At 71.7% G+C, this 21821-nt stretch carries 20 protein-coding genes and 2 riboswitches; of the genes, 7 read left to right on the top strand and 13 right to left on the bottom strand.

Translation table 11 applies throughout. The features are described from left to right. Positions 1-12 precede the first annotated feature (12 nt). From ACYQ8Q_RS31525 to ACYQ8Q_RS31505, 5 genes are all read right to left on the bottom strand, one after another. Positions 13-1812 (bottom strand): ABC transporter substrate-binding protein, encoded by a 1800-nt coding sequence (locus tag ACYQ8Q_RS31525; RefSeq protein ID WP_460069690.1) that lies wholly within the window; start codon positions 1810-1812, stop codon positions 13-15. 116 nt (positions 1813-1928) lie between these two features. Further along, complete coding sequence (locus ACYQ8Q_RS31520) at positions 1929-2936, bottom strand: ABC transporter permease (RefSeq protein WP_460069688.1); 1008 nt, start codon at positions 2934-2936, stop codon at positions 1929-1931. A gap of 319 nt (positions 2937-3255) precedes the next feature. After that, entirely contained in the window at positions 3256-4053 is a 798-nt protein-coding gene (locus ACYQ8Q_RS31515; RefSeq protein ID WP_460069686.1) for an enhanced serine sensitivity protein SseB C-terminal domain-containing protein, read from the bottom strand. Positions 4054-4215: 162 nt separating this feature from the next. Continuing rightward, positions 4216-5016, bottom strand: coding sequence for an enhanced serine sensitivity protein SseB (locus ACYQ8Q_RS31510; protein WP_460069684.1), 801 nt, complete (start codon positions 5014-5016; stop codon positions 4216-4218). A 90-nt stretch (positions 5017-5106) separates the two neighbouring features. After that, positions 5107-5841, bottom strand: coding sequence for an AAA family ATPase (locus ACYQ8Q_RS31505; protein ID WP_460069682.1), 735 nt, complete (start codon positions 5839-5841; stop codon positions 5107-5109). Positions 5842-5976: 135 nt separating this feature from the next. Then, positions 5977-6077: riboswitch (glycine riboswitch) on the top strand. Next, a riboswitch (glycine riboswitch) is annotated at positions 6078-6189 on the top strand. A gap of 48 nt (positions 6190-6237) precedes the next feature. Here ACYQ8Q_RS31505 and gcvT point away from each other — a divergent pair. From gcvT to ACYQ8Q_RS31485, 4 genes are all read left to right on the top strand, one after another. Further along, the gene (gene gcvT, locus ACYQ8Q_RS31500; RefSeq protein ID WP_460069680.1) at positions 6238-7356 is read left to right on the top strand and encodes a glycine cleavage system aminomethyltransferase GcvT; all 1119 of its coding nucleotides are present in this window, start codon (positions 6238-6240) and stop codon (positions 7354-7356) included. Positions 7357-7464: 108 nt separating this feature from the next. Beyond that, entirely contained in the window at positions 7465-7842 is a 378-nt protein-coding gene (gene gcvH, locus ACYQ8Q_RS31495; RefSeq protein ID WP_460069678.1) for a glycine cleavage system protein GcvH, read from the top strand. A 19-nt stretch (positions 7843-7861) separates the two neighbouring features. Further along, the gene (gene glyA / locus ACYQ8Q_RS31490; RefSeq protein ID WP_460069676.1) at positions 7862-9127 is read left to right on the top strand and encodes a serine hydroxymethyltransferase; all 1266 of its coding nucleotides are present in this window, start codon (positions 7862-7864) and stop codon (positions 9125-9127) included. 57 nt (positions 9128-9184) lie between these two features. Then, entirely contained in the window at positions 9185-10552 is a 1368-nt protein-coding gene (locus tag ACYQ8Q_RS31485; RefSeq protein WP_460069674.1) for an L-serine ammonia-lyase, read from the top strand. 11 nt (positions 10553-10563) lie between these two features. On the opposite strand, the gene ACYQ8Q_RS31480 is transcribed toward ACYQ8Q_RS31485, so the two are convergent. Genes ACYQ8Q_RS31480 through ACYQ8Q_RS31470 form a run of 3 tightly spaced genes read right to left on the bottom strand, consistent with a single transcriptional unit; the run spans position 10564 to position 13724 of the window. Continuing rightward, positions 10564-11319 carry a hypothetical protein gene (locus ACYQ8Q_RS31480; protein WP_460069672.1) on the bottom strand — a complete coding sequence of 252 codons (756 nt, stop codon included), beginning with the start codon at positions 11317-11319 and terminating at the stop codon, positions 10564-10566. A 60-nt stretch (positions 11320-11379) separates the two neighbouring features. Further along, the gene (locus ACYQ8Q_RS31475; protein WP_460069670.1) at positions 11380-12777 is read right to left on the bottom strand and encodes an FAD-binding oxidoreductase; all 1398 of its coding nucleotides are present in this window, start codon (positions 12775-12777) and stop codon (positions 11380-11382) included. A 20-nt stretch (positions 12778-12797) separates the two neighbouring features. Beyond that, positions 12798-13724: a hypothetical protein gene (locus ACYQ8Q_RS31470; protein WP_460069668.1), complete on the bottom strand. Its 927-nt coding sequence runs from the start codon at positions 13722-13724 to the stop codon at positions 12798-12800. Between the two features lie 116 nt (positions 13725-13840). Here ACYQ8Q_RS31470 and ACYQ8Q_RS31465 point away from each other — a divergent pair, with 116 nt between their 5' ends. Further along, positions 13841-14878 (top strand): methyltransferase, encoded by a 1038-nt coding sequence (locus ACYQ8Q_RS31465; RefSeq protein ID WP_460069665.1) that lies wholly within the window; start codon positions 13841-13843, stop codon positions 14876-14878. 144 nt (positions 14879-15022) lie between these two features. Here ACYQ8Q_RS31465 and ACYQ8Q_RS31460 read toward each other — a convergent pair whose 3' ends face one another. Continuing rightward, entirely contained in the window at positions 15023-15235 is a 213-nt protein-coding gene (locus ACYQ8Q_RS31460; protein WP_460069662.1) for an EF-hand domain-containing protein, read from the bottom strand. A gap of 60 nt (positions 15236-15295) precedes the next feature. After that, entirely contained in the window at positions 15296-16210 is a 915-nt protein-coding gene (locus ACYQ8Q_RS31455; RefSeq protein ID WP_460069659.1) for a helix-turn-helix domain-containing protein, read from the bottom strand. A 49-nt stretch (positions 16211-16259) separates the two neighbouring features. On the opposite strand from ACYQ8Q_RS31455, the gene ACYQ8Q_RS31450 reads away from it, so the two are divergent. After that, positions 16260-16901: a GNAT family N-acetyltransferase gene (locus ACYQ8Q_RS31450; RefSeq protein ID WP_460069656.1), complete on the top strand. Its 642-nt coding sequence runs from the start codon at positions 16260-16262 to the stop codon at positions 16899-16901. Here ACYQ8Q_RS31450 and ACYQ8Q_RS31445 read toward each other — a convergent pair whose 3' ends face one another. Continuing rightward, positions 16902-18074, bottom strand: a complete 1173-nt coding sequence (locus ACYQ8Q_RS31445; RefSeq protein ID WP_460069654.1) for a YncE family protein — start codon at positions 18072-18074, stop codon at positions 16902-16904. Next, on the bottom strand, positions 18074-18883 hold the full coding sequence (locus tag ACYQ8Q_RS31440) for a polysaccharide deacetylase family protein (protein ID WP_460069651.1): 810 nt from the start codon (positions 18881-18883) through the stop codon (positions 18074-18076). The genes ACYQ8Q_RS31445 and ACYQ8Q_RS31440 overlap by 1 nt, the downstream gene beginning before the upstream one ends. A 136-nt stretch (positions 18884-19019) precedes the next feature. Here ACYQ8Q_RS31440 and ACYQ8Q_RS31435 point away from each other — a divergent pair, with 136 nt between their 5' ends. After that, entirely contained in the window at positions 19020-19520 is a 501-nt protein-coding gene (locus ACYQ8Q_RS31435; protein ID WP_460069649.1) for a hypothetical protein, read from the top strand. Here the strand turns inward: ACYQ8Q_RS31435 and glgX are convergent. After that, positions 19474-21708 (bottom strand): glycogen debranching protein GlgX, encoded by a 2235-nt coding sequence (glgX, locus tag ACYQ8Q_RS31430; RefSeq protein WP_460069647.1) that lies wholly within the window; start codon positions 21706-21708, stop codon positions 19474-19476. The two genes, ACYQ8Q_RS31435 and glgX, sit on opposite strands and share 47 nt — an antisense overlap. Between the last annotated feature and the right edge of the window lie 113 nt (positions 21709-21821).

Here is a 21821-nt window from a genome sequence, read left to right as displayed (position 1 = left end):
GGGTGTGCCGGTCTACTTCTTCGGGTTCTTCAGGCCGAGGTTCACGAAGTCGTACGTGCCGTTCGTGCCCGCGCTGGTGTAGACGTTCGCCAGGTTGTCCGAGCGCCAGTTGATGGTCTTCTCGAAGGTGAAGGGCAGGTAGTACGCGCCGTCCATCACCTTGTGGTTGATCTCCGTGGCGATCTTGGCCTTGCCGGCGTCGTCCAGGGTGGTGACGTAGGAGTCGAACAGACCGTCGATGGTCTTGTCCTTGATGAGCGCGTAGTTGTTGTTACCGCTGTCCGAGATGTACTTGCTGTCCCACAGCGGGAGACCGAAGCCCTGGACCGACGGGAAGTCGGCGCCCCAGCCCATGATGATGATGCCGTAGCCCTTCTTCTTCACGTTGGTGGGGCTACCGATGATGCCGGAGGTCTGCGAGCCGTCGTACTGGTCGATGTCGGCGGTGATGCCGATCTTCTTCAGCGACGCCTGGAGCGACTGGGCGGTGGCCACCTCGGCCGGCTTGTTGTTGCGGACCGCGATGGTGGTCTTGAAGCCGTTCGGCTGACCGCAGGCCTTCAGGGCCTCCTTGGCCTTGGTCACGTCGCCGTTCTTGCCGGACCCGGCGATGTTGTACGGGTCGTACTTCTGGCCCTCGCCGCCCGGGAGGAACGGCGGCAGCATGTTGGTGCCGATGTCGCCACCCGCGACCGGGCCACCGCGCGCGGTCTGGAGCGACACGTGGTCGGCCCCGTAGATCACGGCCTTGCGGCACTCGATGTTGTCGAACGGCGCGACGCTCTGCGGGAAGACCGCGTACCGGATGTAACCCGTGGTCGGGTTGTCCAGGTTGGCCTTGTGCTCCTTCAGGGCGGTGGTGCGGCCCTGCGGCGACATACCGGTCTGGTTGATGTCGAGGTCGATGTCACCGTTGATCAGACGCTGGTCGAGCTGGTTGGCGTCCGAGAAGAACTTGATGGTGATCTTGTCGGGGTAGGCCTTGCGGATCGGGTCCGAGGACTGCTTCCACTCGGTGTTGCGGACCAGGGTGAGGTCCTTGCCCGGGTTGTAGGACTCGAACTTGTACGGGCCCGAGGAGAACGGGTGCAGGGTGTACTTGGCCTTGGTGTCCTTGTCCTGGCGGACCGGGGAGGCCGAGACCAGGGACAGGATCTCCTCGAAGTCCGAGTTGGCCTGCGGGAGGTGGAAGACGATGGTCTTGTCGTCGGGCGTGTCGATCGCCTTCAGACCGAGCTTGTCCTTGGTGGAGTCCTTGTAGGGACCCTTGTACTCGCCCTTGGGGTCGAGGACGTCCTTGAGGTACGTCGGACCGCCGGACAGCACGTCCTGCGCCCAGACGCGCTCGATGCCGTACTTCACGTCCTTGGACGTGATCTCCTTGCCGTCCTCCCAGGTGATGCCGTCACGCAGGGTGTACGTGTAGGTCTTGCCGTCGTCGGTGACCTTGGCGAGACCGGTGGCGAGGTCCGGGGTGAGCTCCGAGCCCGCCGTGCCCGCCTCGGCCTTGTTCGTGACGAGCTGACGGCTGTAGTAGCGGGCGAAGTTCCACATGAAGCCGTAGTAGCCGCGCGTGGTGTCCCAGAAGTCGGCGTCCTGGGCGCCGCCGAACTTCAGCGTGCCGCCCTTCTTGGCGAGCGAAGCCTGGGCGACCTTCTCGACCGCGGCGTTGTAGCCGGCGGCCCCGGTGGCCGAACCCTTGCCGCTGTCACTGTCACCGCCGCCGCACGCCGCCGTGGTCAGCAGCGCGGCGACCGCGGCGGCAGCGGCAAACGCCTGCTTCCGCCGCCCTGAGGTGCGTTGGGTAGTCACGATCTCGGATCCTCCGGATTCGATGAGAGACCCCGTGTGAATGCCACGGGACGTTTGGGGTGCGGCTGTGGTGCGGGCTGTGCTGCGGCGGTTCGGTCGAGAGGCCGGCCGGCGGTTCATCGGGATGCCTTCGGGTCCAGCGCGTCCCGGACGCCGTCGCCGAAGAGGTTGAACGCCAGCACGGTGATGAAGATCGCCACACCCGGGACCACCATGTACATGGGGTCCGACTCGTAGTAGTCGATCGCGCTCGAGAGCATCTGTCCCCAGGAGGCGGTGGGCGGCTTGACGCCGACGCCCAGGAAGCTCAGGGCCGCCTCGGTGAGGATGTTGGTGGGGATCATCATCGTCGTGTAGACGACGATGGGGGCGACGAGATTGGGCAGCAGCTCCTTGAACAGGATGTACAGCCGTCCGGCGCCCAGGGACCGGGCCGCCTCGACGTACTCGCGCTCGCGCAGGGAGAGCGTCTGACCGCGGACCACACGTCCGATGTACGGCCAGCCGAAGAATCCGATGACCAGGATCATCACGAACACACGCACGCTGGAACCGGTCAGGCCCAGCAGGTCGCTCGGCATGACGGAGACCAGCGCGATGATGAACAGCAGCTGGGGGAAGGCGAGCAGACCGTCCATGATCCGGCTGATCAGGGAGTCGATCCAGCCGCCGAAGAAGCCGGCGAGGACGCCGAGGACGGTGCCGAGGATGACGGCGACGACCGCGGACAGGAAGCCGACGAGGAGCGAGATCCGGGCGCCGTAGAGGATGCGCGCGAAGATGTCACGGCCGTTGACCGGCTCGACGCCCAGCAGATGGTCGCCGCTGATGCCGCCGAGAGAACCGGTCGGGGTGCCGAACAGCGGGTCGATCAGGTTCTCGTGATACTCGTTCGGGTCCTGCCCGAGCAGGTGGGTGATGACCGGGGCGAGCAGGGAGACCACGATGAGGAAGAGCACCACGATGCCGCCCGTCAGGGCGAGTTTGTCCCGCTTCAGGCGCTCCCAGGCGATCCGTCCCAGGGAACGGCCCTGTACGGCCTTGGCGTCGCCGGCGGCGACCGCCGCTTCTTCAGCCGCGCTCGGGGCCGCTTCCGCGGTCGGCTCGTGCAATGGTGCCGTCATCTGGCAGGGACCCCTCTCAACCGGCGGTGACCGGCGCGCACTTGCCGCTTGTAGCGGCACATTCAGTCCGTCGTACACAGGGACGAAGTCCCCTGGACCGGGAGTCTTCAACGCTTTGGCGATCTGTAGCCAGAGTTGGCGACGAAAGGATGCGTAAACGTGATGCGACCATGGAGGTTCCGTTATCCGGACGCGGGGTAACGGGGGGCGGACGGCGACTTATCCGGACACACCAGACGTAAGCCATCTGAATCGCCGTCATCTACGCGCGAAGATCAACGACCGTCAACCCTCAGGAGTCCACAGGGTTTACCAATTCTCAGTACCGGCCGGCGGGCGGGTAGCCGTAACCGCCCGCGGGAGCCTGCGCCGGGGCGGCGGGAACGTGGGCCTCACGGTCGTAGAACGGGCGCGCACCGGCCCGCATCCACATCACGACCGGGTCGTGCTCGTCGGTCATGGCGACCGTCGACACCGGCAGCCCGTCCGGTACGGCCCCGATCGACTGCTGCATCATCGCCCGTACGGCGTCCACGGCCGGCGGCGAGGTGTCGTACACGTCGAGCCCGATGGCCAGGTAGGGGGCGCCCAGCGCCGGCTGCACCCAGGCGCGGCGCAGCGCGCGGACCGCCGGGGTGCGGTGGGCGTTCTGCGCGAGCAGGGCGTAGAACTGGGGGATCTCGATGCCGGGTTCGGACAGCCGCAGGGGGCCGGCGGGCTGGCGGTCCAGGCCGGTGGCGATCCGGCGCAGGTCCAGCCAGGGGATGCCGACGCCGCCGCCCTGCGCGTGCGGGTTCAGCCAGAGGCCGTAGTGGTCGGGGTAGAGGGTGCGGGCCACGTCGACCGCGTCCACCACCTCGTAGCCGCGGTTCCAGCCGCTCGCCGAGAGTTCCTGGGCGGAGGTGACACAGGGGGCGTAGCCGTGGCCGTCGACCTCCATGTTTCCGTACTGGGCGTCCGGGGACCCGGCCTGGCCGTGCCACAGGAGCATCCAGACCTGACCGGAGGCGGGGGTCGCGAGCGCGCGCAGGAGGGCCTCGTAGGCGTCGTAGCGCCCGGGCGTGACCTGGCGCAGCATGTGCTCGACCTGTCCGGTCGCGATGCCGCTGGCGCTCACCGTTTACCGCCCCTTCTTCTTTGTTTCCCCGCGTCTGTGCACAGCTTAAGCGCCCAGTGGGCCGGGGGCCGTTGTGCGTGGGCGGGTGCGGGTGCGCTGTGGCCTGTCGCGCCCCGCGGCGGAGCCGCATATCGACGCAGCCCCGCGCCCCTCCAGGTTGGCTCAGTGGCCCCTCGTATAGAAGGGCCGTATACGGTCGCGCATCCACTCGGCCACCGGGTCCTGGGCCAGGTCCAGGAGGATCAGGTTGACCGGCCAGTTCACCGGGGTCGCGCCCATCGCGCGGCCCAGGGCGTCCAGGGGGAGTTCGCGGACCTCGGGGTCCAGGTGGGAGAGTTCGACGCCCACGAACATGACCGGGTCGGCCGTCTCGACGGCGGCGAGGCAGCGGCGGGCCGTGCGGACCACGCCGGTCGCCTCGAACTCGGCGGCGGCCGCGGCGAGGAACTCCATCGGGTCCTCCTGCCAGTCGGGCTCGAAGAGGCGGACGCGGCCGCCGCTCGCGGGTCCGTCCAGCACCGTGCGGCCGCTGCGGCACAGCTCGGCCACGGCCGACGGGGGCAGCGGGACGCCGACCGTGCCGTCCGGGTTGACGAGCAGCCCGACCTGCGGGGGCAGCCCGCGGGCGAACTCGACCGCCGGGGCGATCGTGTACGACATGTGGGAGCCGGCGGCCTGGTGGAACTGCTCCTCGGAGCTGAACACCGGCACATAGACCTGGCCCTCCAGCTCCAGCGTGGGCAGGTCGAGGGGGCCGCTGTGCGGGCCGCCGCCGTTGGGCAGGGGCACCCAGACGAAGCTGCGCCCGAGCACCTCCACGATCCGTGCGCCGGCGCCGGGCATGCCGAGGGAGACGGAGAGCACCTCCTCCAGTTCGTTGCCGGGCCATCCGCTGTGGGGATGGGGGTGTGCCTGCGCCGGGAAGTCCGGGGAGACCGGGAAGTCCGCCGGGGGGAAGTCCATCTGCCTACCGCCTGCTGGGAACCGCTGTGGTGGCTGAAAGGCTAGCGGGTACGCGGGGGCTTTCCTCCGTCCTCGGACGGTCCGGGACGCTCATGCGGTGAACCCGATCCGCTTCAGGGCGTCCGCCGAGTCCCGGTCGAGCAGCACGGCCGAGCCGACCCCGGCGGGCAGCCTGCCCTTCTCCACGGCGCGGACCAGGTGGGCGGCGGCCCTGCGGTGCCGCAGGAAGGCGTACCGCGAGACACCGCGGCCGCGCTCGCGCTGGCCCTCGATCGCGGTGTCCGGGGTGACGTCGAGGAGGAGCAGATGCAGGGTGCCGCCCCGGCGGCGGGCCTCCCGGGCCAGCCAGTCGCGCACCCAGGTCTGGGTGCCGCAGTCGTGCACGACGACGCCCTCGCCGCCGCGCAGGGCGCGGCGCAGTCCGGCGAAGTGGGAGAGGCGGACGAGGGGACGGTAGAGGGCGTAGGGCAGGAAGCGGGGGGTGCGGGCGTCCCAGCGGTCGCGGGTGTCCTGGGAGTCGATCGCCGCGCCCTGCACGGCGCGCCGCATCAGCGTGGACTTGCCGCTGCCGGGGAGTCCGGTGACGACGACCAGGTCGCGGGGGCCGAAGAGCAGTCCGTGCGGGCTGTGGCCGGCGCGCTCGCGCAGATCGCGGACGACGGGGACGGTCCGCGGACCGCAGGCCTCCCGGGCACGGCCCTGGGGCTGTGCGGGCAGTGCGGGCAGCGTGAGTGCCGAGGTGGTCGCGAATGCCGTGGTCCTCGCCGTGGTCCTGTCCACCGTGATCGTCCTCCCCTGGGGTTCGGGTAAGTCCCTCCTCCCCATCGAGCGTAAAGAGAAGGTAATGCGCGGTGCCTCCTCATTTCGTGCGCGTACAGACACAAGCCGGTTACAGATGCGGCCTGCCGCGATCGGGTGCGGGCGTGCAATGATGTCCGCGCCAACTGCATACCGGCCGTTTGAATCCGCGCGGGAGAGTCCCCAGCAGCAGTTTTCGCCGGGGCGCCGAAGGAGCAAGTCCCTCCCTTGAATCTCTCAGGCCCCGTTACCGCGCGGGCGAGGCACATCTGAAAAGCGGGCCGCCGTCTCCGGCGACCCCACCCAAGGTGCAAGCCGTGCCCCCGTTCGCGGGTCATGGCGAACCTCTCAGGTTCCGATGACAGATGGGGAGGAACGGGGAGGAACGACCTCGCCCGTCATGCCTTGGGAGACGACCGTCCGATGAGCAGTAACCCACCCCGTCGTACCGCGCTCGACGCGCTGCACCGTTCGCTCGGCGCGACCATGACCGACTTCGCCGGCTGGGACATGCCGCTGCGCTACGGCTCCGAGCGCGACGAGCACACCGCCGTGCGGACCCGGGCCGGGCTCTTCGACCTCTCGCACATGGGCGAGATCACGGTGACCGGGCCGCAGGCCGCCGAGCTGCTGAATCACGCGCTGGTGGGCGACATCGCCTCCGTCGGTGTCGGCCGCGCCCGCTACACCATGATCTGCCGGGAGGACGGCGGCATCCTGGACGACCTGATCGTGTACCGGCTCGCCGGGACCGAGTTCCTGGTCGTCGCCAACGCCTCCAACGCCCAGGTGGTGCTGGACGCGCTGGTGGAGCGGTCCGCCGGGTTCGACGCGCAGGTGCGCGACGACCGGGACGCGTACGCGCTGATCGCCGTCCAGGGTCCCGAGTCGCCGGGCATCCTGAAGGCGCTCACCGATGCCGACCTCGACGGTCTGAAGTACTACGCGGGCCTGCCCGGCACCGTCGCCGGGGTTCCCGCACTGATCGCGCGCACCGGCTACACCGGTGAGGACGGCTTCGAGCTGTTCGTACGGCCGGAGCACGCGGTCGGGCTGTGGCAGGCGCTGACCGAGGCCGGCGCGGGCGTCGGACTGGTCCCCTGCGGTCTGTCCTGCCGGGACACCCTGCGCCTGGAGGCGGGCATGCCGCTGTACGGGCATGAGCTGAGCACGTCGCTCACGCCCTTCGACGCCGGGCTCGGCCGGGTCGTGAAGTTCGGGAAGAAGGGCGACTTCGTGGGGCGTACGGCCCTGGAGGCGGCCGCCGAGCGGGCGGCGTCTGCCCCTCCGCGCGTCCTGGTCGGCCTGGTCGCCGAGGGCCGGCGGATCCCGCGCGCCGGGTACGCGGTCGTCTCCGGCGGCGAGGTGATCGGCGAGGTCACCTCCGGCGCCCCCTCCCCCACCCTGGGCAAGCCCATCGCGATGGCCTATGTCGACGCCGCGCACGCCGCGCCGGGCACCGAGGGCGTCGGGGTGGACATCCGGGGCAGCCACGAGCCGTACGAGGTCGTGGCCCTGCCGTTCTACAAGCGTCAGAAGTAGCGACCGACCCCGCCGGGCACGTGAACCTGCGCACATTCGCGCTGCTCACACCGGCCCTGAGCGGTTCCCATTCATCAGCACCCCCTCGCGTACAGGAGAATTCAGGCCATGAGCAACCCCCAGCAGCTGCGCTACAGCAAGGAGCACGAGTGGCTGTCGGCCGCCGAGGACGGCGTCTCGACGGTGGGCATCACCGAGCACGCGGCCAACGCGCTCGGCGATGTCGTCTTCGTGGAGCTCCCGGAGGCCGGCGCCACGGTCACCGCGGGCGAGTCCTGCGGTGAGCTGGAGTCGACCAAGTCGGTGAGCGAGCTGTACTCGCCGGTCGACGGCGAGATCGTCGAGGTCAACCAGGACGTCGTCGACGACCCGTCGCTGGTGAACTCCGCCCCCTTCGAGGGCGGGTGGCTGTTCAAGGTACGCGTCGCGGGTGAGCAGGAGGAGCTGCTGTCCGCCGACGAGTACACCGCCTTCACCGCCGGCTGAGATTCCTAGGACTGCCCAGATGACTGTTCTGAACACTCCCCTGCACGAGCTCGACCCGGAGATCGCGGCCGCGGTCGACGCCGAGCTGCACCGCCAGCAGTCCACGCTCGAGATGATCGCGTCGGAGAACTTCGCTCCGCTCGCGGTCATGGAGGCGCAGGGCTCGGTCCTGACCAACAAGTACGCCGAGGGCTACCCGGGCCGCCGCTACTACGGCGGCTGCGAGCACGTGGACGTGGCCGAGCAGATCGCGATCGACCGGATCAAGGACCTGTTCGGCGCCGAGTACGCCAACGTCCAGCCGCACTCGGGCGCCTCCGCCAACCAGGCCGCCCTGTTCGCGCTGGCCCAGCCCGGCGACACCATCCTCGGCCTGGACCTCGCCCACGGCGGCCACCTCACCCACGGCATGCGGCTGAACTTCTCCGGCAAGCAGTTCGACGTGGTCGCCTACCACGTCGACGCCGCGACCGGGCTGGTCGACATGGCCGAGGTGGAGAAGCTGGCCCTGGAGCACCGCCCGAAGGTGATCATCGCGGGCTGGTCGGCGTACCCGCGGCAGCTGGACTTCGCCGAGTTCCGCCGGATCGCGGACGCGGCCGGCGCCCGTCTGTGGGTGGACATGGCCCACTTCGCCGGCCTGGTCGCCGCCGGACTGCACCCCAACCCCGTCCCGTACGCGGACGTGGTCACCTCCACCACCCACAAGACCCTCGGCGGCCCCCGCGGCGGGATCATCCTGGCGAGGAAGGAGTTCGCGAAGAAGCTGAACTCCTCCGTCTTCCCCGGCTTCCAGGGCGGCCCCCTGGAGCACGTGATCGCCGCCAAGGCGGTCTCCTTCAAGGTCGCCGCGAGCGAGGAGTTCAAGGAGCGCCAGCAGCGCACGCTCGACGGCGCCCGCATCCTCGCCGAGCGCCTGACCGCCCCGGACGCCCGCGAGGCCGGCGTCGACGTGCTCTCCGGCGGCACCGACGTGCACCTGATCCTGGTCGACCTGCGCGCCTCCGAGCTCGACGGACAGCAGGCCGAGGACCGCCTCCACGAGGTCGGCATCACGGTCAACCGCAACGCCGTCCCCAACGACCCGCGCCCGCCGATGGTCACCTCCGGCCTGCGCATCGGCACCCCGGCCCTCGCCACCCGCGGCTTCACCGCCGAGGACTTCACCGAGGTCGCCGACGTCATCGCCGAGACCCTCAAGCCGGCCTACGACGCCACCGCGCTGAAGGCCCGGGTCGAGGCCCTCGCCGCCAAGCACCCGCTTTACCCCGTTCTGAACAAGTAGTTCCCTGGTGGGGGTACCCGAAGGCGTGTGCCCCCACCCTCCCGGTAAGGAATCCCCGTGGCCATCTCGGTCTTCGACCTCTTCTCGATCGGCATCGGGCCGTCCAGCTCCCACACGGTCGGCCCGATGCGTGCGGCCCGTATGTTCGCGCGACGCCTGAGCGGCGACGCCCTGCTGGACTCCGTCGCCTCGGTCCGCTGCGAGCTGTACGGCTCGCTCGGCGCCACCGGCCACGGCCACGGCACCCCCAAGGCGGTCCTGCTCGGCCTGGAGGGCGCCTCCCCCCGCACGGTGGACGTGGAGACCGCCGACGAGCGGGTGGAGCAGATCAAGGAGTCGGGCCGGCTGCGGCTGCTCGGCGAGCGCGAGATCCCGTTCTCCTTCGACGACGACCTGGTCCTGCACCGCCGCAAGGCGCTGCCCTACCACGCCAACGGCATGACCATCCGGTCGTACGACGCCTCGGGCGCGGAGCTGCTGACGAGGACGTACTACTCGGTGGGCGGCGGTTTCGTCGTCGACGAGGAGGCGGTGGGAGCGGACCGCATCAAGCTGGACGACACGGTCCTGAAGTACCCCTTCCGCACGGGCGACGAGCTGCTGCGCCTGACCCGGGAGACGGGTCTGTCGATCTCCGCGCTGATGCTGGAGAACGAGCGGGCCTGGCGCACCGAGGAGGAGATCCGCGAGGGGCTCCTCGACATCTGGCGGGTGATGCAGGCGTGCGTCACCCGGGGCATGTCCCGGGAGGGCATCCTGCCGGGCGGGCTGCGCGTCCGCCGCCGGGCCGCCGTGACCGCCCGTCAGCTGCGGGCCGACGGCGACCCGCTGGCGCACGCCATGGAGTGGATCACCCTCTACGCGATGGCGGTGAACGAGGAGAACGCGGCGGGCGGCCGGGTGGTCACCGCCCCGACCAACGGCGCGGCGGGCATCATCCCGGCCGTCCTGCACTACTACGTCAACTTCGTCCCCGGCGCGGACGAGGAGGGTGTGGTCCGCTTCCTGCTCGCCGCCGGCGCGATCGGCATGCTGTTCAAGGAGAACGCCTCCATCTCCGGCGCCGAGGTCGGCTGCCAGGGCGAGGTCGGCTCCGCCTGCTCCATGGCGGCCGGCGCCCTCGCCGAGGTGCTCGGCGGCTCCCCCGAGCAGGTCGAGAACGCCGCCGAGATCGGCATGGAGCACAACCTCGGCCTCACCTGCGACCCCGTGGGCGGCCTGGTCCAGATCCCGTGCATCGAGCGCAACGGCATGGCCGCGGTCAAGGCGGTCACCGCCGCCCGGATGGCCATGCGCGGCGACGGCTCCCACAAGGTGTCCCTCGACAAGGTCATCAAGACCATGAAGGAGACCGGCGCCGACATGAGCGTGAAGTACAAGGAGACGGCCCGGGGCGGGCTGGCGGTGAACATCATCGAGTGCTGAGGCACCCGCGGTCAGCGTGCGGAACCCCCGCGCCGGGGGTTCTTCCCGGCCCGCTCGGGATGGAGTTCGGCGAAGGCGGCCGTGAACTCGAAGGGGTACTCCACACAGGCCTCGCCCGCGAAGCACTGCGCGGCGTACATCAGGCCCAGGTACGGCATGTCGTCCAGGTCGAGGGCGAGGACGGGGTACTCCCCCTCCTCGTCCGGCTCGGTGACGGCCAGGATGCGCCGGGAGTCGGAGCCGCCGGGGAGCAGGAAGCACTCGGAGAGGCGTCCGGACAGCCAGGCGAACTCGTTGCCCCAGAAGTCGCCCATCTCGTCCCCGACCAGTTCGTCGAGCGGGCGCGGCGCGAAGGAGCCGTCCGGGGCGAACCATCCGTGGCGCTCCAGCAGGCCGGTGTCGTACGCCAGCCAGGCCCGCAGGCTCGGCGGCAGCGGACGCCCGGACGGGAACACGGCCTCGGCGAGTGCGTCCTCGGCCATCGGCCGGGCGACACCGCCCTCCACCCAGGGCACGTTCACGTACGGGAGCAGATACGGCAGCGCGCTCGCCTCCGGATCGCGGCGGACGGACGTATCCCGATGACGCGGGACGGGTTCGAGCGGTGGCTGAGCACTCCCGTGGCGGACCTGGGCGCGATCGCCAACCCGGCCGACATGGACGACTCCCGGGGAGTACTTCGCGGAGCGGGCCGAGGAGGAGGAGAGCCGGGACCGGGACTCCGGCCGGGGCTTCCGTACGGACGTCCGCCGGGACCCGGCGTTCACCGATCCCTCCGTCCTGGAACGGCCAGGTCCCCGTCACGGCCCAGGGGGCCGGGGGCCGGCTCAGCTGCGGTAGCGGCCGCTCGCGAACACGCCCTGCGGGTCGAGGGCTTCGGCGAGGCGTCGGTGCAGGACGGTGCCCGGGCCGGGCAGCGGGTGGTCGATGTCGGGGCGGTACGGGAGCCAGCGTTCGGCGGCGAAGGCGTCGTGGAGGCGGTCGAGCGTGCGGTGGGCGTCGCGTACGGCGTCCGGGTCCTCGGGTGGGAAGCCCAGGGTGACGACGTGGTCGACGGTGTCGGCGTCGAGGACGTTCAGGGTGACGCCGGGCGGGGCGGTGCGGCCGGCCAGGGCGCCGTCCAGCAGGGCGGCGGCGCGGCGGACGGCTCCGCCCGCGAAGGGGACGACCGGCAGGAACATCAGCAGGCCCCGTCCGGCGTCCAGGCAGCGGGCGCAGTGGCCGGTCTTGCGGAGGAAGAGCGTGTCGTCCGGGTCGGGCAGGCCGGCGTAGGCACGGTGGACGTGGTTGTCGGCGGCCGTCCCGGGCGCGAGCGCGAACGGGGAGCCGGGGGCTCCGGCCCGCTCGGTGACGAGACGCGTCCGCAGGTCGACCAGTTCGGGGTCGCCGGTCAGGCAGAGGTGGGCGAGGCACCGGCCGTGGACGCCGTAGGTGCGCGCGGCGACCGGGTTGTAGATCTTCGTCGTGGCGGGGATCAGGTGCTGGGCGGTCCAGGCCCGCAGGATGTCGACGGCGGCGGCGAGGTCCGCCTCGGGGAAGGTCAGGGGCAGCACGCGCACCGCCTCCGGCCGGGGCAGCAGCCGTACGGCCGCCGCCGTGACGACGGCCAGGGCGGACTGGGTGAAGAGGTGGTTGAGGGAGGGCCCTCGGCCGTGCGGCTGGACCACGGCCGCGCCGTGCCGGCCGGGCCACCAGCCGGTGTGCACGACCTCGCCGTCCGCGAGGACGAGTTCCAGGCCGGCGAGGTCGTCGGCGCGGACGCGGTGCAGACCGACGCCGCGTTCCAGGACGTTGCCGACGACGCTGGTGTGCTGTGAGGCGCCGGTGGGGTTGAGGATCCGCCCGGTACCGACCAGAAGCCGGGCCAACTCGCCCTGGGTGACGCCCGGTTCGACGACGGCGTAGCCGCGGTCGGGGTCAAGGGCGCGCACCCGGTCGAGGGCGGACAGGTCGAGCAGGAGGGCACCGTCGCGGACCGGACGGGCGGAGCCCAGGCCCCAGTTGCGTCCCGTGCTCACCGTATGGAGCGGCGCGGACGGGCCGTCGCGCACGATGCGGACCACGTCCTCAAGGCTGCGGGGCCGCAGCGTCCCGGCCACGCGCCGCTCCCGGAACCGCCCGGACTCCACGGACGCCACCGACTGCGCCGACTCCGGTGCGGTGGGGCTCCCGGTCCCCCCGCACCGCTCGCAGACCGCCGGTCCAGCGCTCGATGAGGTGTTCACGTTGTTCTCTCCCGGGGCGTTCAGCCGAGGTGGTCCAGGCGCTGCGCGGCCAGGCGCCGGGCCGCCGACACCCCGCTCTCGGGCGGCTCCGCCCCGGCCGACCGCCGGCCGGTCTGCTCCATCAGCAGGCTGGGCTCGCTCTCTCCGCCGAACCGGGCGCAGACCCAGACATGGGCGTCGTACAGCTCCTGCACCGCGGCGTGGACGGCCACCAGGGACGCGGGGGCCAGCCGGGCGAAGACGCCGTCGCGCCGTTGGCCGCGCAGGAGGTTGACCAGCGCGTGGTGGTCGCGGGTCTGGAGCCCGCTGAAGCCCGCGTTGACGGCAGGCGGGGTCATGGTGTCGCGCACGGGGCCGTACAGGTGCGGCGGGAAGTCCGCGGCGTACCGCATGGCCGCGGAGGTGCTGCGGCAGATCCGTCCGAAGGAGCGGACCGCCGCCGTCTCCTCGTCGGCCGTGGCGCCGGGCCGGTCGAGCTCCTGGAGGGCGACGATCAGGAGCTGCAGCATGACGAAGAAGCGCTGGTGGCCGACAAGCCACCGTTCCTGCGCGGCCGCGCCGGGGTCGGCGGGCCGCCACGGCGCGTGCTTGGCGGCCGGCGCGAGGGTGTCGGCCAGGAACGCGGTGACCCCCAGCAGCGGGTTGTCGGGGTCCTCGTCGAGCGTGCTGCCGTTGCGGGCGAGATCGTCCCGGACGAGGACGTCGCTGAGCAGGAGCGCGCCGGCGAGGAGCGCGGCGCTGTCGCCCCGGGCCCGCCGGACCGCGAAGAACCGGTCGTGGACCCGGCTCCCGGCGGGCGGCTCGTCGTCGAGCGTGACGTACGGGACGGAGAAGCCTTTCTGCACCGCGGCCAGCCGGGCTCCGACACGGGCGGCGGCGGGGGGCAGTTCGGTGGGCAGTGGCAGGACCAGGGCGATGGGGCTGCCGGGTACGGCGGGGTTCGTCAAGTGGGATGTCCCGGAACTCGGATGACTGATGACTACGCTTTGTGCTTGATCCATTACTCTATGCCCTCGCCGGGGATGCCCCGGACCGCGCGTCGACCATGTACAGGAGCCGCAGGATGCCTCAGCCGACCGACCGGCCCACGCCCGTCCCGCTCATGGAACTGACCACCGGTTTTTGGCGGTTCAAGGTGCTCGCCGCCAGTGTGGACCTCGGCGTGTTCTCGGTCCTGTCGCGACGGGGGCCGGCCGACGCGGCGAAGCTCGGCGCGGAACTGGGGCTGCATCCGCGGCCGGCCCGGATGCTGCTGGCGTGCTGCACCTCCCTCGGGCTGCTGGTGCGCGAGGACGGTCTCTACCGCAACGCCCCGGTCGCGGAGGAGTTCCTGGTCGAGGGCCGGTCGCACTACTTCGGCGGGTTCGTGCGGTACTCGGACCGGCACGGCTATCCGGGCTGGGGCCGACTCCAGGAGGCGCTGCGGGACAACCGGCCGACCACCTGGGACCCGGACCGCCAGGAGTCGGCGTTCGTCACGACCGATCCGGAGGTCCTGGAGGGGTTCTGGGAGGCGATGTTCACGCTGTCGTCGTTCACGGCCGACGCCCTGGCCGGGGCCTACGACTTCACCGCGCACCGCCGACTGCTGGACGTGGGCGGCGGCACCGGGGCGTTCCCGGTGGGGCTGTGCCGCCGGTTCCCGGGGCTGCGGGCCACGGTCCTGGATCTGCCGCGGATCACGGCGATGACCCGGGAGAAGGTCGCCGGGCTCGGGATGGCCGGGGTGATCGACGCGTGCGACGGCGACTTCCTGTCCGGGGCGCCGCTGCCCGGGGGGCACGACGTGATCCTGCTCAGCATGATCCTGCACGACTGGGACGAGGCGACCGGGCGGCGGCTGCTGGCGGAATGCCACGCGGCGCTGCCCGCCGGCGGGGCGGTGATCATCTGCGAACTCGTCCTGGACGACGACGAGTCCGGTCCCGCGGCGGCCGCGCTGATGGGTCTGAACATGCTCGTCGAGACCCGCTCGGGCCACAACTACACCTACGCCGAGTACCGGAACTGGCTCACCGAGGCGGGTTTCACCGGCATCACGGCGCTTCCCCTGGACGCGGCGGGCGCGAACGCCGCCGTCGTGGCACGCAAGGCGGACTGACTCCTCTGCGGCAATTGCTTCGGCCTGCCGCTCGCCCTGGAGCGGCACGACGACGGGCGCCGGCGTACGTATCGCCCGCGGGGCATGAGCCGAAAGAAAGGGGGGGCGTCCCGGACCGGGACGCCCCCCCCTGCCCTGCTGGGCCTACTTGCTCAGGTACGTCCAGAACTCGTCGAACGACAGGACCTTGTCGCCGTTCAGGTCGCGGGTCTTGATGATGGCCTCGGCCACCGACTCGGTGACGTTCCAGTCGCCCCCCTGGGCCAGGGCGGTCTTGAACTCGGCGGCGGTGATGAAACCGTCGCCGTCCGTGTCGATGCGCTGGAACTGCGTGCGTGCTTCTTCGATGTCGGCCACCGATCCGCCCCTCTTCGCCATACCTTGCGGTGTCTTGCTGTCGTACTGACGCAGGTCAGATTAGCTGCCCGTGCGGGCCGCCAGCGCGGCGACCACCCAGGCGAACTCCTCCCGGTGGGCCGCCTCGGGCGCCTGGCCCTTCACCGTCACCAGCAACTCCCGGTACCGGGCCACCTGGTGGTTCGACGGCGAGGTGAGGCGTTCGAGGACCTCGGCCGGGTCCGCGTCGCCGAGCACGCCCCGCAGCACCGCCGCCGCCTCGGGGGACCCGGGGTCGACGCCCCGCGCGCGGGCCTGCGCCGCCGCCAGCACCAGCCGCCGGGCGAACCACAGGGACGCCCCGGCAGGCACCTCGGGCCCCCGGTCCGCCGCGTTGAACTCGGCGACCTGGCGCATCTGCACCCGGAACTCCGGGTCCTGGAGCAGCTCGGCCAGCTCCACCCAGGCGTCCACCTGCTCGGGTGTCGGCTCCTCCGGCAGGTCCACTGCCGTGGACCGCATCCGCTCGCGGATCACCGGGTCCGCGGTGTCCAGCCCGTGGAACATCTCGTCCACGAACTCCTCCAGGATCCTTCTGCGCTCGGCCGCCGACAGCCGCGCCAGTCTGTTCATCAGGGTCATCTCCTCCGCACTCGAACCGCGCCGGGCCACCGACGACAGCACCGCCCGGGTCACCTTCAGCGACCTGATCTGCGCGTCCAGCGCGGACACGTGCGCCGCCGCGACCTCCGCGACCGTCCGCTCCCCCGCCAGCACCCGTCGGACGTCGGCGAGGCCGAGGCCCAGTTCGCGCAGGGTGCGGATCAGTTCCAGCCGGGCGGTGGACTCGGCGTCGTAGAGCCGGTAGCCGCCGGTGGAGCGGGTGACGGGGGTCAGGACGCCCTCGTCGGACCAGTAGCGGATGGTGCGCACGGTCAGTCCGGTGGCGCGGGCCAGCTCGCCGATGGTGAACAGGCCGGTGCCGTCGTCGATCATGTCTGCGAGTCTGGGCCTTCCAGTGGGTGGAGACTCAAGGAGCGGTGCGGTGGAGACGTTGCGGGACATTCTCGACGGGGCCACGCACGGCGTCTTCCCGCCGGAGGACGGGCGGACGACGGTCGTCGGGCAGATGTCCCCGCGCGACGCGGGCGTCCTCGCCTTCACCGCGCACTCGGTGGTCTTCACGGACGAGGACCCGCAGTGGGTGTACGACACCCTGCACGCCGTGGACTGCGACGCGCTCTCCGCCTCGATGAACCCGCGCTTCCTCGCGGCGCTGATGGAGCGCACGGGGCGTACGGCCGAGACGATCGACGCGATGCTGGTGGCCTCGCCGCTACCGGGCGGGCCGCCGTCGGCGCTGTCGCTGACGGAGATCGAGGACCGCGGCCATCCCCGGATCCGGTACGCCCTGCGCCGGCGTCACGAGGTGCGGGCGTGGTCGGCGGACGGCGGGGTGCTGGTGACCGGGCGCGGGATCGGCGGGCGGCTGGAGGTCTCGGTCGAGGTGGACGAGCCGCTGCGGCACCGGGGCCTCGGCCGGCTGCTCGTGACCGCCGCCCGCCATCTCGCCGACGAGCCGGTGTGGGCCCAGGTCGCCCCGGGGAACGCCCGCAGCGTACGGGCGTTCCAGGCGGCGGGATATGTGCCGGTGGGCGCGGAACTGCTGCTGACCGCCCGCCGGTGACTAGCGGAAGATGCCGGTGTGGCCGAGGGAGTAGCGGCCGGGCTGGGGGTAGACGGCGAGGCCGTGCGGGCCGCTGCCGACGGGGATGCGGGCGAGCTGCTTGCCGGTCCGGGTGTCGATGGCGTACACCTCGGCGTCGTAGCGGCCGGAGAGCCACAGGACCTTGCCGTCCGCCGAGACGCCGCCCATGTCGGGGCTGCCGCCGTCCGGCAGGCGCCACTTCTTCGTCAGCGCGTTCTTCGTGAAGTCGAAGACGGAGACCGTGCCCTCGCCCCGGTTGGAGATGTACATCTCGCGGGAGTCGCGGCTGATGTACAGACCGTGGCAGCCCTTGCCGGTGTGCAGGAAGGAGGGCTTGGTGAACCGGTCGCCGTCGAGGATCCACACGCCGTCGGCCTTCATGTCGGCGATGTAGTACCGCTTCCCGTCGGGCGAGATCTTGACGTCCTGCGGCATCGCCCCGGCGAACGGCAGTTTCTCCTGCCCCACGACCCGCATCTTCTCGGTGTCGACCTTCAGCAGTTCGCCGCTGAACTCGCAGGAGACGATGAAGTAGCGCCCGTCGGGCGAGAAGTCGGCGTGGTTGACGCCGTAGCAGCTGACCGGGACGGTCTCCCTCCGTTTCATCGCGTGCGCGTCCCGGAAGACGAGCTCGCGGTCGAGGGAGGCCATCACGACGGCGTACTTGCCGTTCGGCGTGAAGTAGAGGTTGTACGGGTCGTGCACGTCGACCGTGTCGCCGGCCTTGCCGGTCCTGGGGTCGATGGGGGTGAGGGTGTTGCCCCGGTCGTTGTTCACCCACAGCGTCTTCAGGTCCCAGGAGGGCACGACGTGCTGCGGCTGGCGGCCGACCCGGATGGTCTCGATCACCTTGTACGTCTTCGGGTCGATCACGGACACGGTGTCGGACTCGGTGTTGGGGACGTAGACGCGGGACGGGAAGTCCTTGACGACCGGGGAGAGCTTGTTCGGGCGGTCGGCGGCGTAGACGTCCTTGGGGTCGAGGAGGGGCGGCATGCCGGGCAGCCCGCGGGCGGCCGGTTTCTTCACGGGGGCGGGCACGGCGGCCTTGGTCGGCTCCCGTGCGCCCTCCTCGCCCTGACTGGCGCAGGCGGCCAGGGCGGTGAGGGCGGCGGCGGTGAACAGGGCGCGGGTGAGGAGTGGGGGTCGCATCAGCCGATCAGCTCCGTGGTGGTGACCGCGCGCAGTCCGCGGCGGGCGAGTTCGTCCAGTACGGCGGGGAGCGCGGCGAGGGTGTCCGCGTAGCCGAAGTGCAGGCTCACGACGGATCCGTCGCGGACCTCGCGCAGGACGTTGGCCGTGACGGCGGCGGCGCCGGGCGAGGTGAAGTCGAGGGAGTCGACGTCGTAGGACAGGACGTGGGGGTAGCCGGCGGCGCGGGCCAGCCGCTCGACGAGCGGGGAGGCGCGGGAGGCGCGGGAGGGCCGGAACCAGGTCCCGACGGAGCCGGTGAGCCGTTTGAGCCGCCGGGCGCACTCCTCGATCTCGCCGCGCGCCCCGGTCTCGGACATGGCGTTGATGTCGAGGTGGCGGTGGGTGTGGTTGCCGAGGTCGTGGCCGCCGTCGAGGATCCGGCGGGCGAGGGCCGGGTGGGCGTCGAGCCAGGTCCCGACGGCGAGCACGGTGACCCGTGCGCCCTGCCGCTCGGCCTCTCCCAGGAGGGCCTCGGCGAGGGCCGGTTCGCCCTGCCCGTGGAAGGTGAGGGCGACCCGGGGCCGGTCACGGGGGCCGTGGCTGATCTGGGCCGGCTGTCCGGGGAAGGCGCGGGGGGCCGGGGCGGGCCGGGGGCCGGCGGGTGCCGGACGGGTCGCCGGGGGCGAGGACGGGCCGGGGGACGCGTCGGAGGAGCGGCCTGAGGCGGAGCCGGACGTGGAGCACGCGCCGGCGAACGCGCCCCCGGCGACCAGTCCGGCACCCGCCCGCAGCGCGGCACGGCGGTCGGTCGAAGTCACCCGCACCATTTAAGGGGCAAAAGGTAAGAAACAGAGTCATTCACCCGCGTGGCGGCCGGAGTCGGCGTCGGCCGGGCGGCGGCCCCCTGCCTCCCGCCGGGTCCGGCATGCCACCCTGGAGCCCCTCCCGTGAACGGCGGTCTCCTTGAACTCCTCCGCTCCCCGGGCCGCGCAGGGCTCCGGGCGCTCGTTCCGGCTCGGCCTCGCGCAGCGCGCCCTCCCCGGCGCGATCGGTTTCCTGGGCGCCTCGCTGGTGCTGTACGCCGGGAAGTTCCTCACCGACGACCCGATGAGCGTGCGCGACCTCGGGCAGCTGCTCGGCTGGTCCCTCGTCGGCGTCGCCGTCCTGGCGCTGACCGGGCGGCGGCGCGGGGTGATCCTCACCGAGGACGCCCTGGTGGTCGTGCACGGGGCACGCCGTGCGCTTCCCTGGTCCGGCATCGAGCGGCTGGAGGTCCGCCGTGTCCTCGGGGTGAGCCAGGTGGTCGCGCACCTCGCGGACGGCCGCCGGACGACCCTGCCCGCGCCGACGTCGTTCGCCGACGCGCGGTTCGCGGAGAAGGTCCGGGAACTGACGGAGTGCTGGCAGGAGCGGCGGCTCAGCCCGCCACCCGCAGCAGCACCACCGCCCGCGCCGGCACCGTGACCGCCTCCCCTGCGCGGTGGACCACGCCCGGGGGCTCGGTCTGGTCCTCGCGGGAGGTGTCGACGACCACCTCGTAGCGCTCGGCCCACGGCGGTCCCGGCAGGACGAAGCTCACCGGCCGGTCCCCGGCGTGCAGCACCGCGAGGAAGCTGTCGTCGGTGATCGGGGCGCCCCGTTCGTCGCGGCCCGGGATGTCCCGGCCGGAGAGGTACATGCCGAGGGTCGCGGCGGGGGCGTACCAGTCGCCCTCGGTCATCTCCGTGCCCCGCGCGGTGAACCAGGCCAGGTCGCGCAGCCCGTCCGCCGAGTGGGCGCGGCCGGAGAAGAAGGCGCGGCGGCGCAGCACCGGATGCCGGTGCCGCAGCGCGATCAGACGGGAGGTCAGGTCGAGGAGCGCGCGCCACCCCGGCTCCTCCAGCAGGCTCCAGTCCAGCCAGCCGGTCTCGTTGTCCTGGCAGTAGGCGTTGTTGTTGCCGCCCTGGGTGCGGCCCAGTTCGTCGCCCGCGACCAGCATGGGCACGCCGGTCGACAGCAGGAGGGTGGTGAGCAGGTTGCGCAGCTGGCGGCGCCGGAGCGCCTGGACCCGCTCGTCGTCCGTCTCCCCCTCGGCCCCGCAGTTCCAGGCCCGGTTGTCGTCCGTGCCGTCCCGGTTGCCCTCGCCGTTGGCCTCGTTGTGCTTGCGTTCGTAGGACACGAGGTCGCGCAGGGTGAAACCGTCGTGGGCGGTGACGAAGTTGACCGAGGCGTACGGGCGGCGGCCGCCCCAGGCGTAGAGGTCGCTGGAGCCGGACAGCCGGTAGCCCATCTCCCGGACGTCCGGCAGGGCGTGCCGCCAGAAGTCGCGCACGGCGTTGCGGTAGCGGTCGTTCCACTCGGTCCACAGGGGAGGGAAGGCGCCCACCTGGTAGCCGCCGGAGCCCACGTCCCAGGGTTCCGCGATCAGTTTGACCCGTCGCAGCACCGGGTCCTGGGCGATGACCGCGAGAAACGGGGAGAGCATGTCGACGTCGTGCATGGAGCGGGCGAGGGCGGCGGCGAGGTCGAAGCGGAAGCCGTCCACCCCCATCTCGGTGACCCAGTAGCGCAGGGAGTCCGTGATCAGCCTGAGCACATGCGGCTGCACCACGTGCAGGGTGTTGCCGCAGCCGGTGTAGTCGGCGTACCGGCGGGCGTCGGACTGGAGCCGGTAGTAGCCGCGGTTGTCGATGCCCTTGAGGGAGAGGGTGGGGCCGAGTTCGCCGGCCTCGGCGGTGTGGTTGTAGACGACGTCGAGGATCACCTCGATGCCGGCGGCGTGCAGGGCGCGGACCATCCGCTTGAACTCGCCGACCTGCCCTCCCGTCGTACCGGAGGAGGCGTAGCCGGCGTGCGGGGCGAAGTAGCCGATGGAGTTGTAGCCCCAGTAGTTCCGCAGGCCGCGGCGCAGCAGGTGGTCCTCGTGGGCGAACTGGTGGACGGGGAGCAGCTCCACCGCGGTCACGCCCAGCTTCACCAGGTGCGCGATGGCCGCCGGGTGGGCGAGCCCGGCGTAGGTGCCGCGGAGTTCCTCCGGGATGCCGGGGTGGCGCCGGGTGAAGCCCTTAACGTGGAGTTCGTAGATGACCGAGTCGGCCCACGGCGTCTTGGGGCGGCGGTCGTCGGCCCAGTCGTCGTCGTCATGGACGACGACGCCCTTCGGGACGTACGGCGCCGAGTCCCGTTCGTCGCGCACGGTGTCGGCGACCTGCTGCTGGGGCCAGTCCCTGACGTGCCCGTACACCTCCGGGGGGAGGGTGAACTCGCCGTCGACGGCGCGGGCGTAGGGGTCGAGGAGGAGCTTCGCCGGGTTCCAGCGGCCGCCGGTCCACGGGTCCCAGCGGCCGTGCACCCGGAAGCCGTAGCGCTGGCCCGGCATCACGCCCGGGACGAAACCGTGCCAGATCTCGTGCGTCAGCTCGGTCAGCGCGGCCCGGGTCTCCCGGCCACCCTCGTCGAACAGACACAGCTCGACGGCTTCCGCCCCGCCCGCCCACAGCGCGAAGTTGGTGCCCGCGACCCCGTCCGGGCCGACCCGGAAGCGGGCGCCGAGCGGGGTGGGCGCACCCGGGCGCACGGGCACGCCGGGCACCTTCTGGGACACCCCGTTCAGTCGGGTGTCCGGCGTGGCGCGTTCCTCCGCCACCGCCTCCTGCTCGGCTGCGCTGGACACCGTTCAGCCTCCCGCGGCTCGTGGGTACGACGTAGGGGCGGGCGTACGGCGTCCCGGCCGCCGCCGCCCCGCGCTGTCGTCCTCCCCCTGTTCTGCCCAGAGCGCGCCTCGCA

The organism is Streptomyces sp. YKOK-I1, from assembly GCF_054660435.1.
This window is presented reverse-complemented; position numbering and strand designations above follow the sequence as displayed.

Excerpts from the sequence above, each read along its gene's own strand:
- ACYQ8Q_RS31520 (WP_460069688.1), bottom strand. The coding sequence starts at position 2,936 with ATGACGGCACCATTGCACGAGCCGACCGCGGAAGCGGCCCCGAGCGCG.
- ACYQ8Q_RS31510 (WP_460069684.1), bottom strand. The coding sequence starts at position 5,016 with ATGGACTTCCCCCCGGCGGACTTCCCGGTCTCCCCGGACTTCCCGGCG.
- ACYQ8Q_RS31505 (WP_460069682.1), bottom strand. The coding sequence starts at position 5,841 with ATGGGGAGGAGGGACTTACCCGAACCCCAGGGGAGGACGATCACGGTG.
- gcvT (WP_460069680.1), top strand. The coding sequence starts at position 6,238 with ATGAGCAGTAACCCACCCCGTCGTACCGCGCTCGACGCGCTGCACCGT.
- gcvH (WP_460069678.1), top strand. The coding sequence starts at position 7,465 with ATGAGCAACCCCCAGCAGCTGCGCTACAGCAAGGAGCACGAGTGGCTG.
- glyA (WP_460069676.1), top strand. The coding sequence starts at position 7,862 with ATGACTGTTCTGAACACTCCCCTGCACGAGCTCGACCCGGAGATCGCG.
- ACYQ8Q_RS31465 (WP_460069665.1), top strand. The coding sequence starts at position 13,841 with ATGCCTCAGCCGACCGACCGGCCCACGCCCGTCCCGCTCATGGAACTG.
- ACYQ8Q_RS31455 (WP_460069659.1), bottom strand. The coding sequence starts at position 16,210 with ATGATCGACGACGGCACCGGCCTGTTCACCATCGGCGAGCTGGCCCGC.
- ACYQ8Q_RS31445 (WP_460069654.1), bottom strand. The coding sequence starts at position 18,074 with ATGCGACCCCCACTCCTCACCCGCGCCCTGTTCACCGCCGCCGCCCTC.
- ACYQ8Q_RS31440 (WP_460069651.1), bottom strand. The coding sequence starts at position 18,883 with ATGGTGCGGGTGACTTCGACCGACCGCCGTGCCGCGCTGCGGGCGGGT.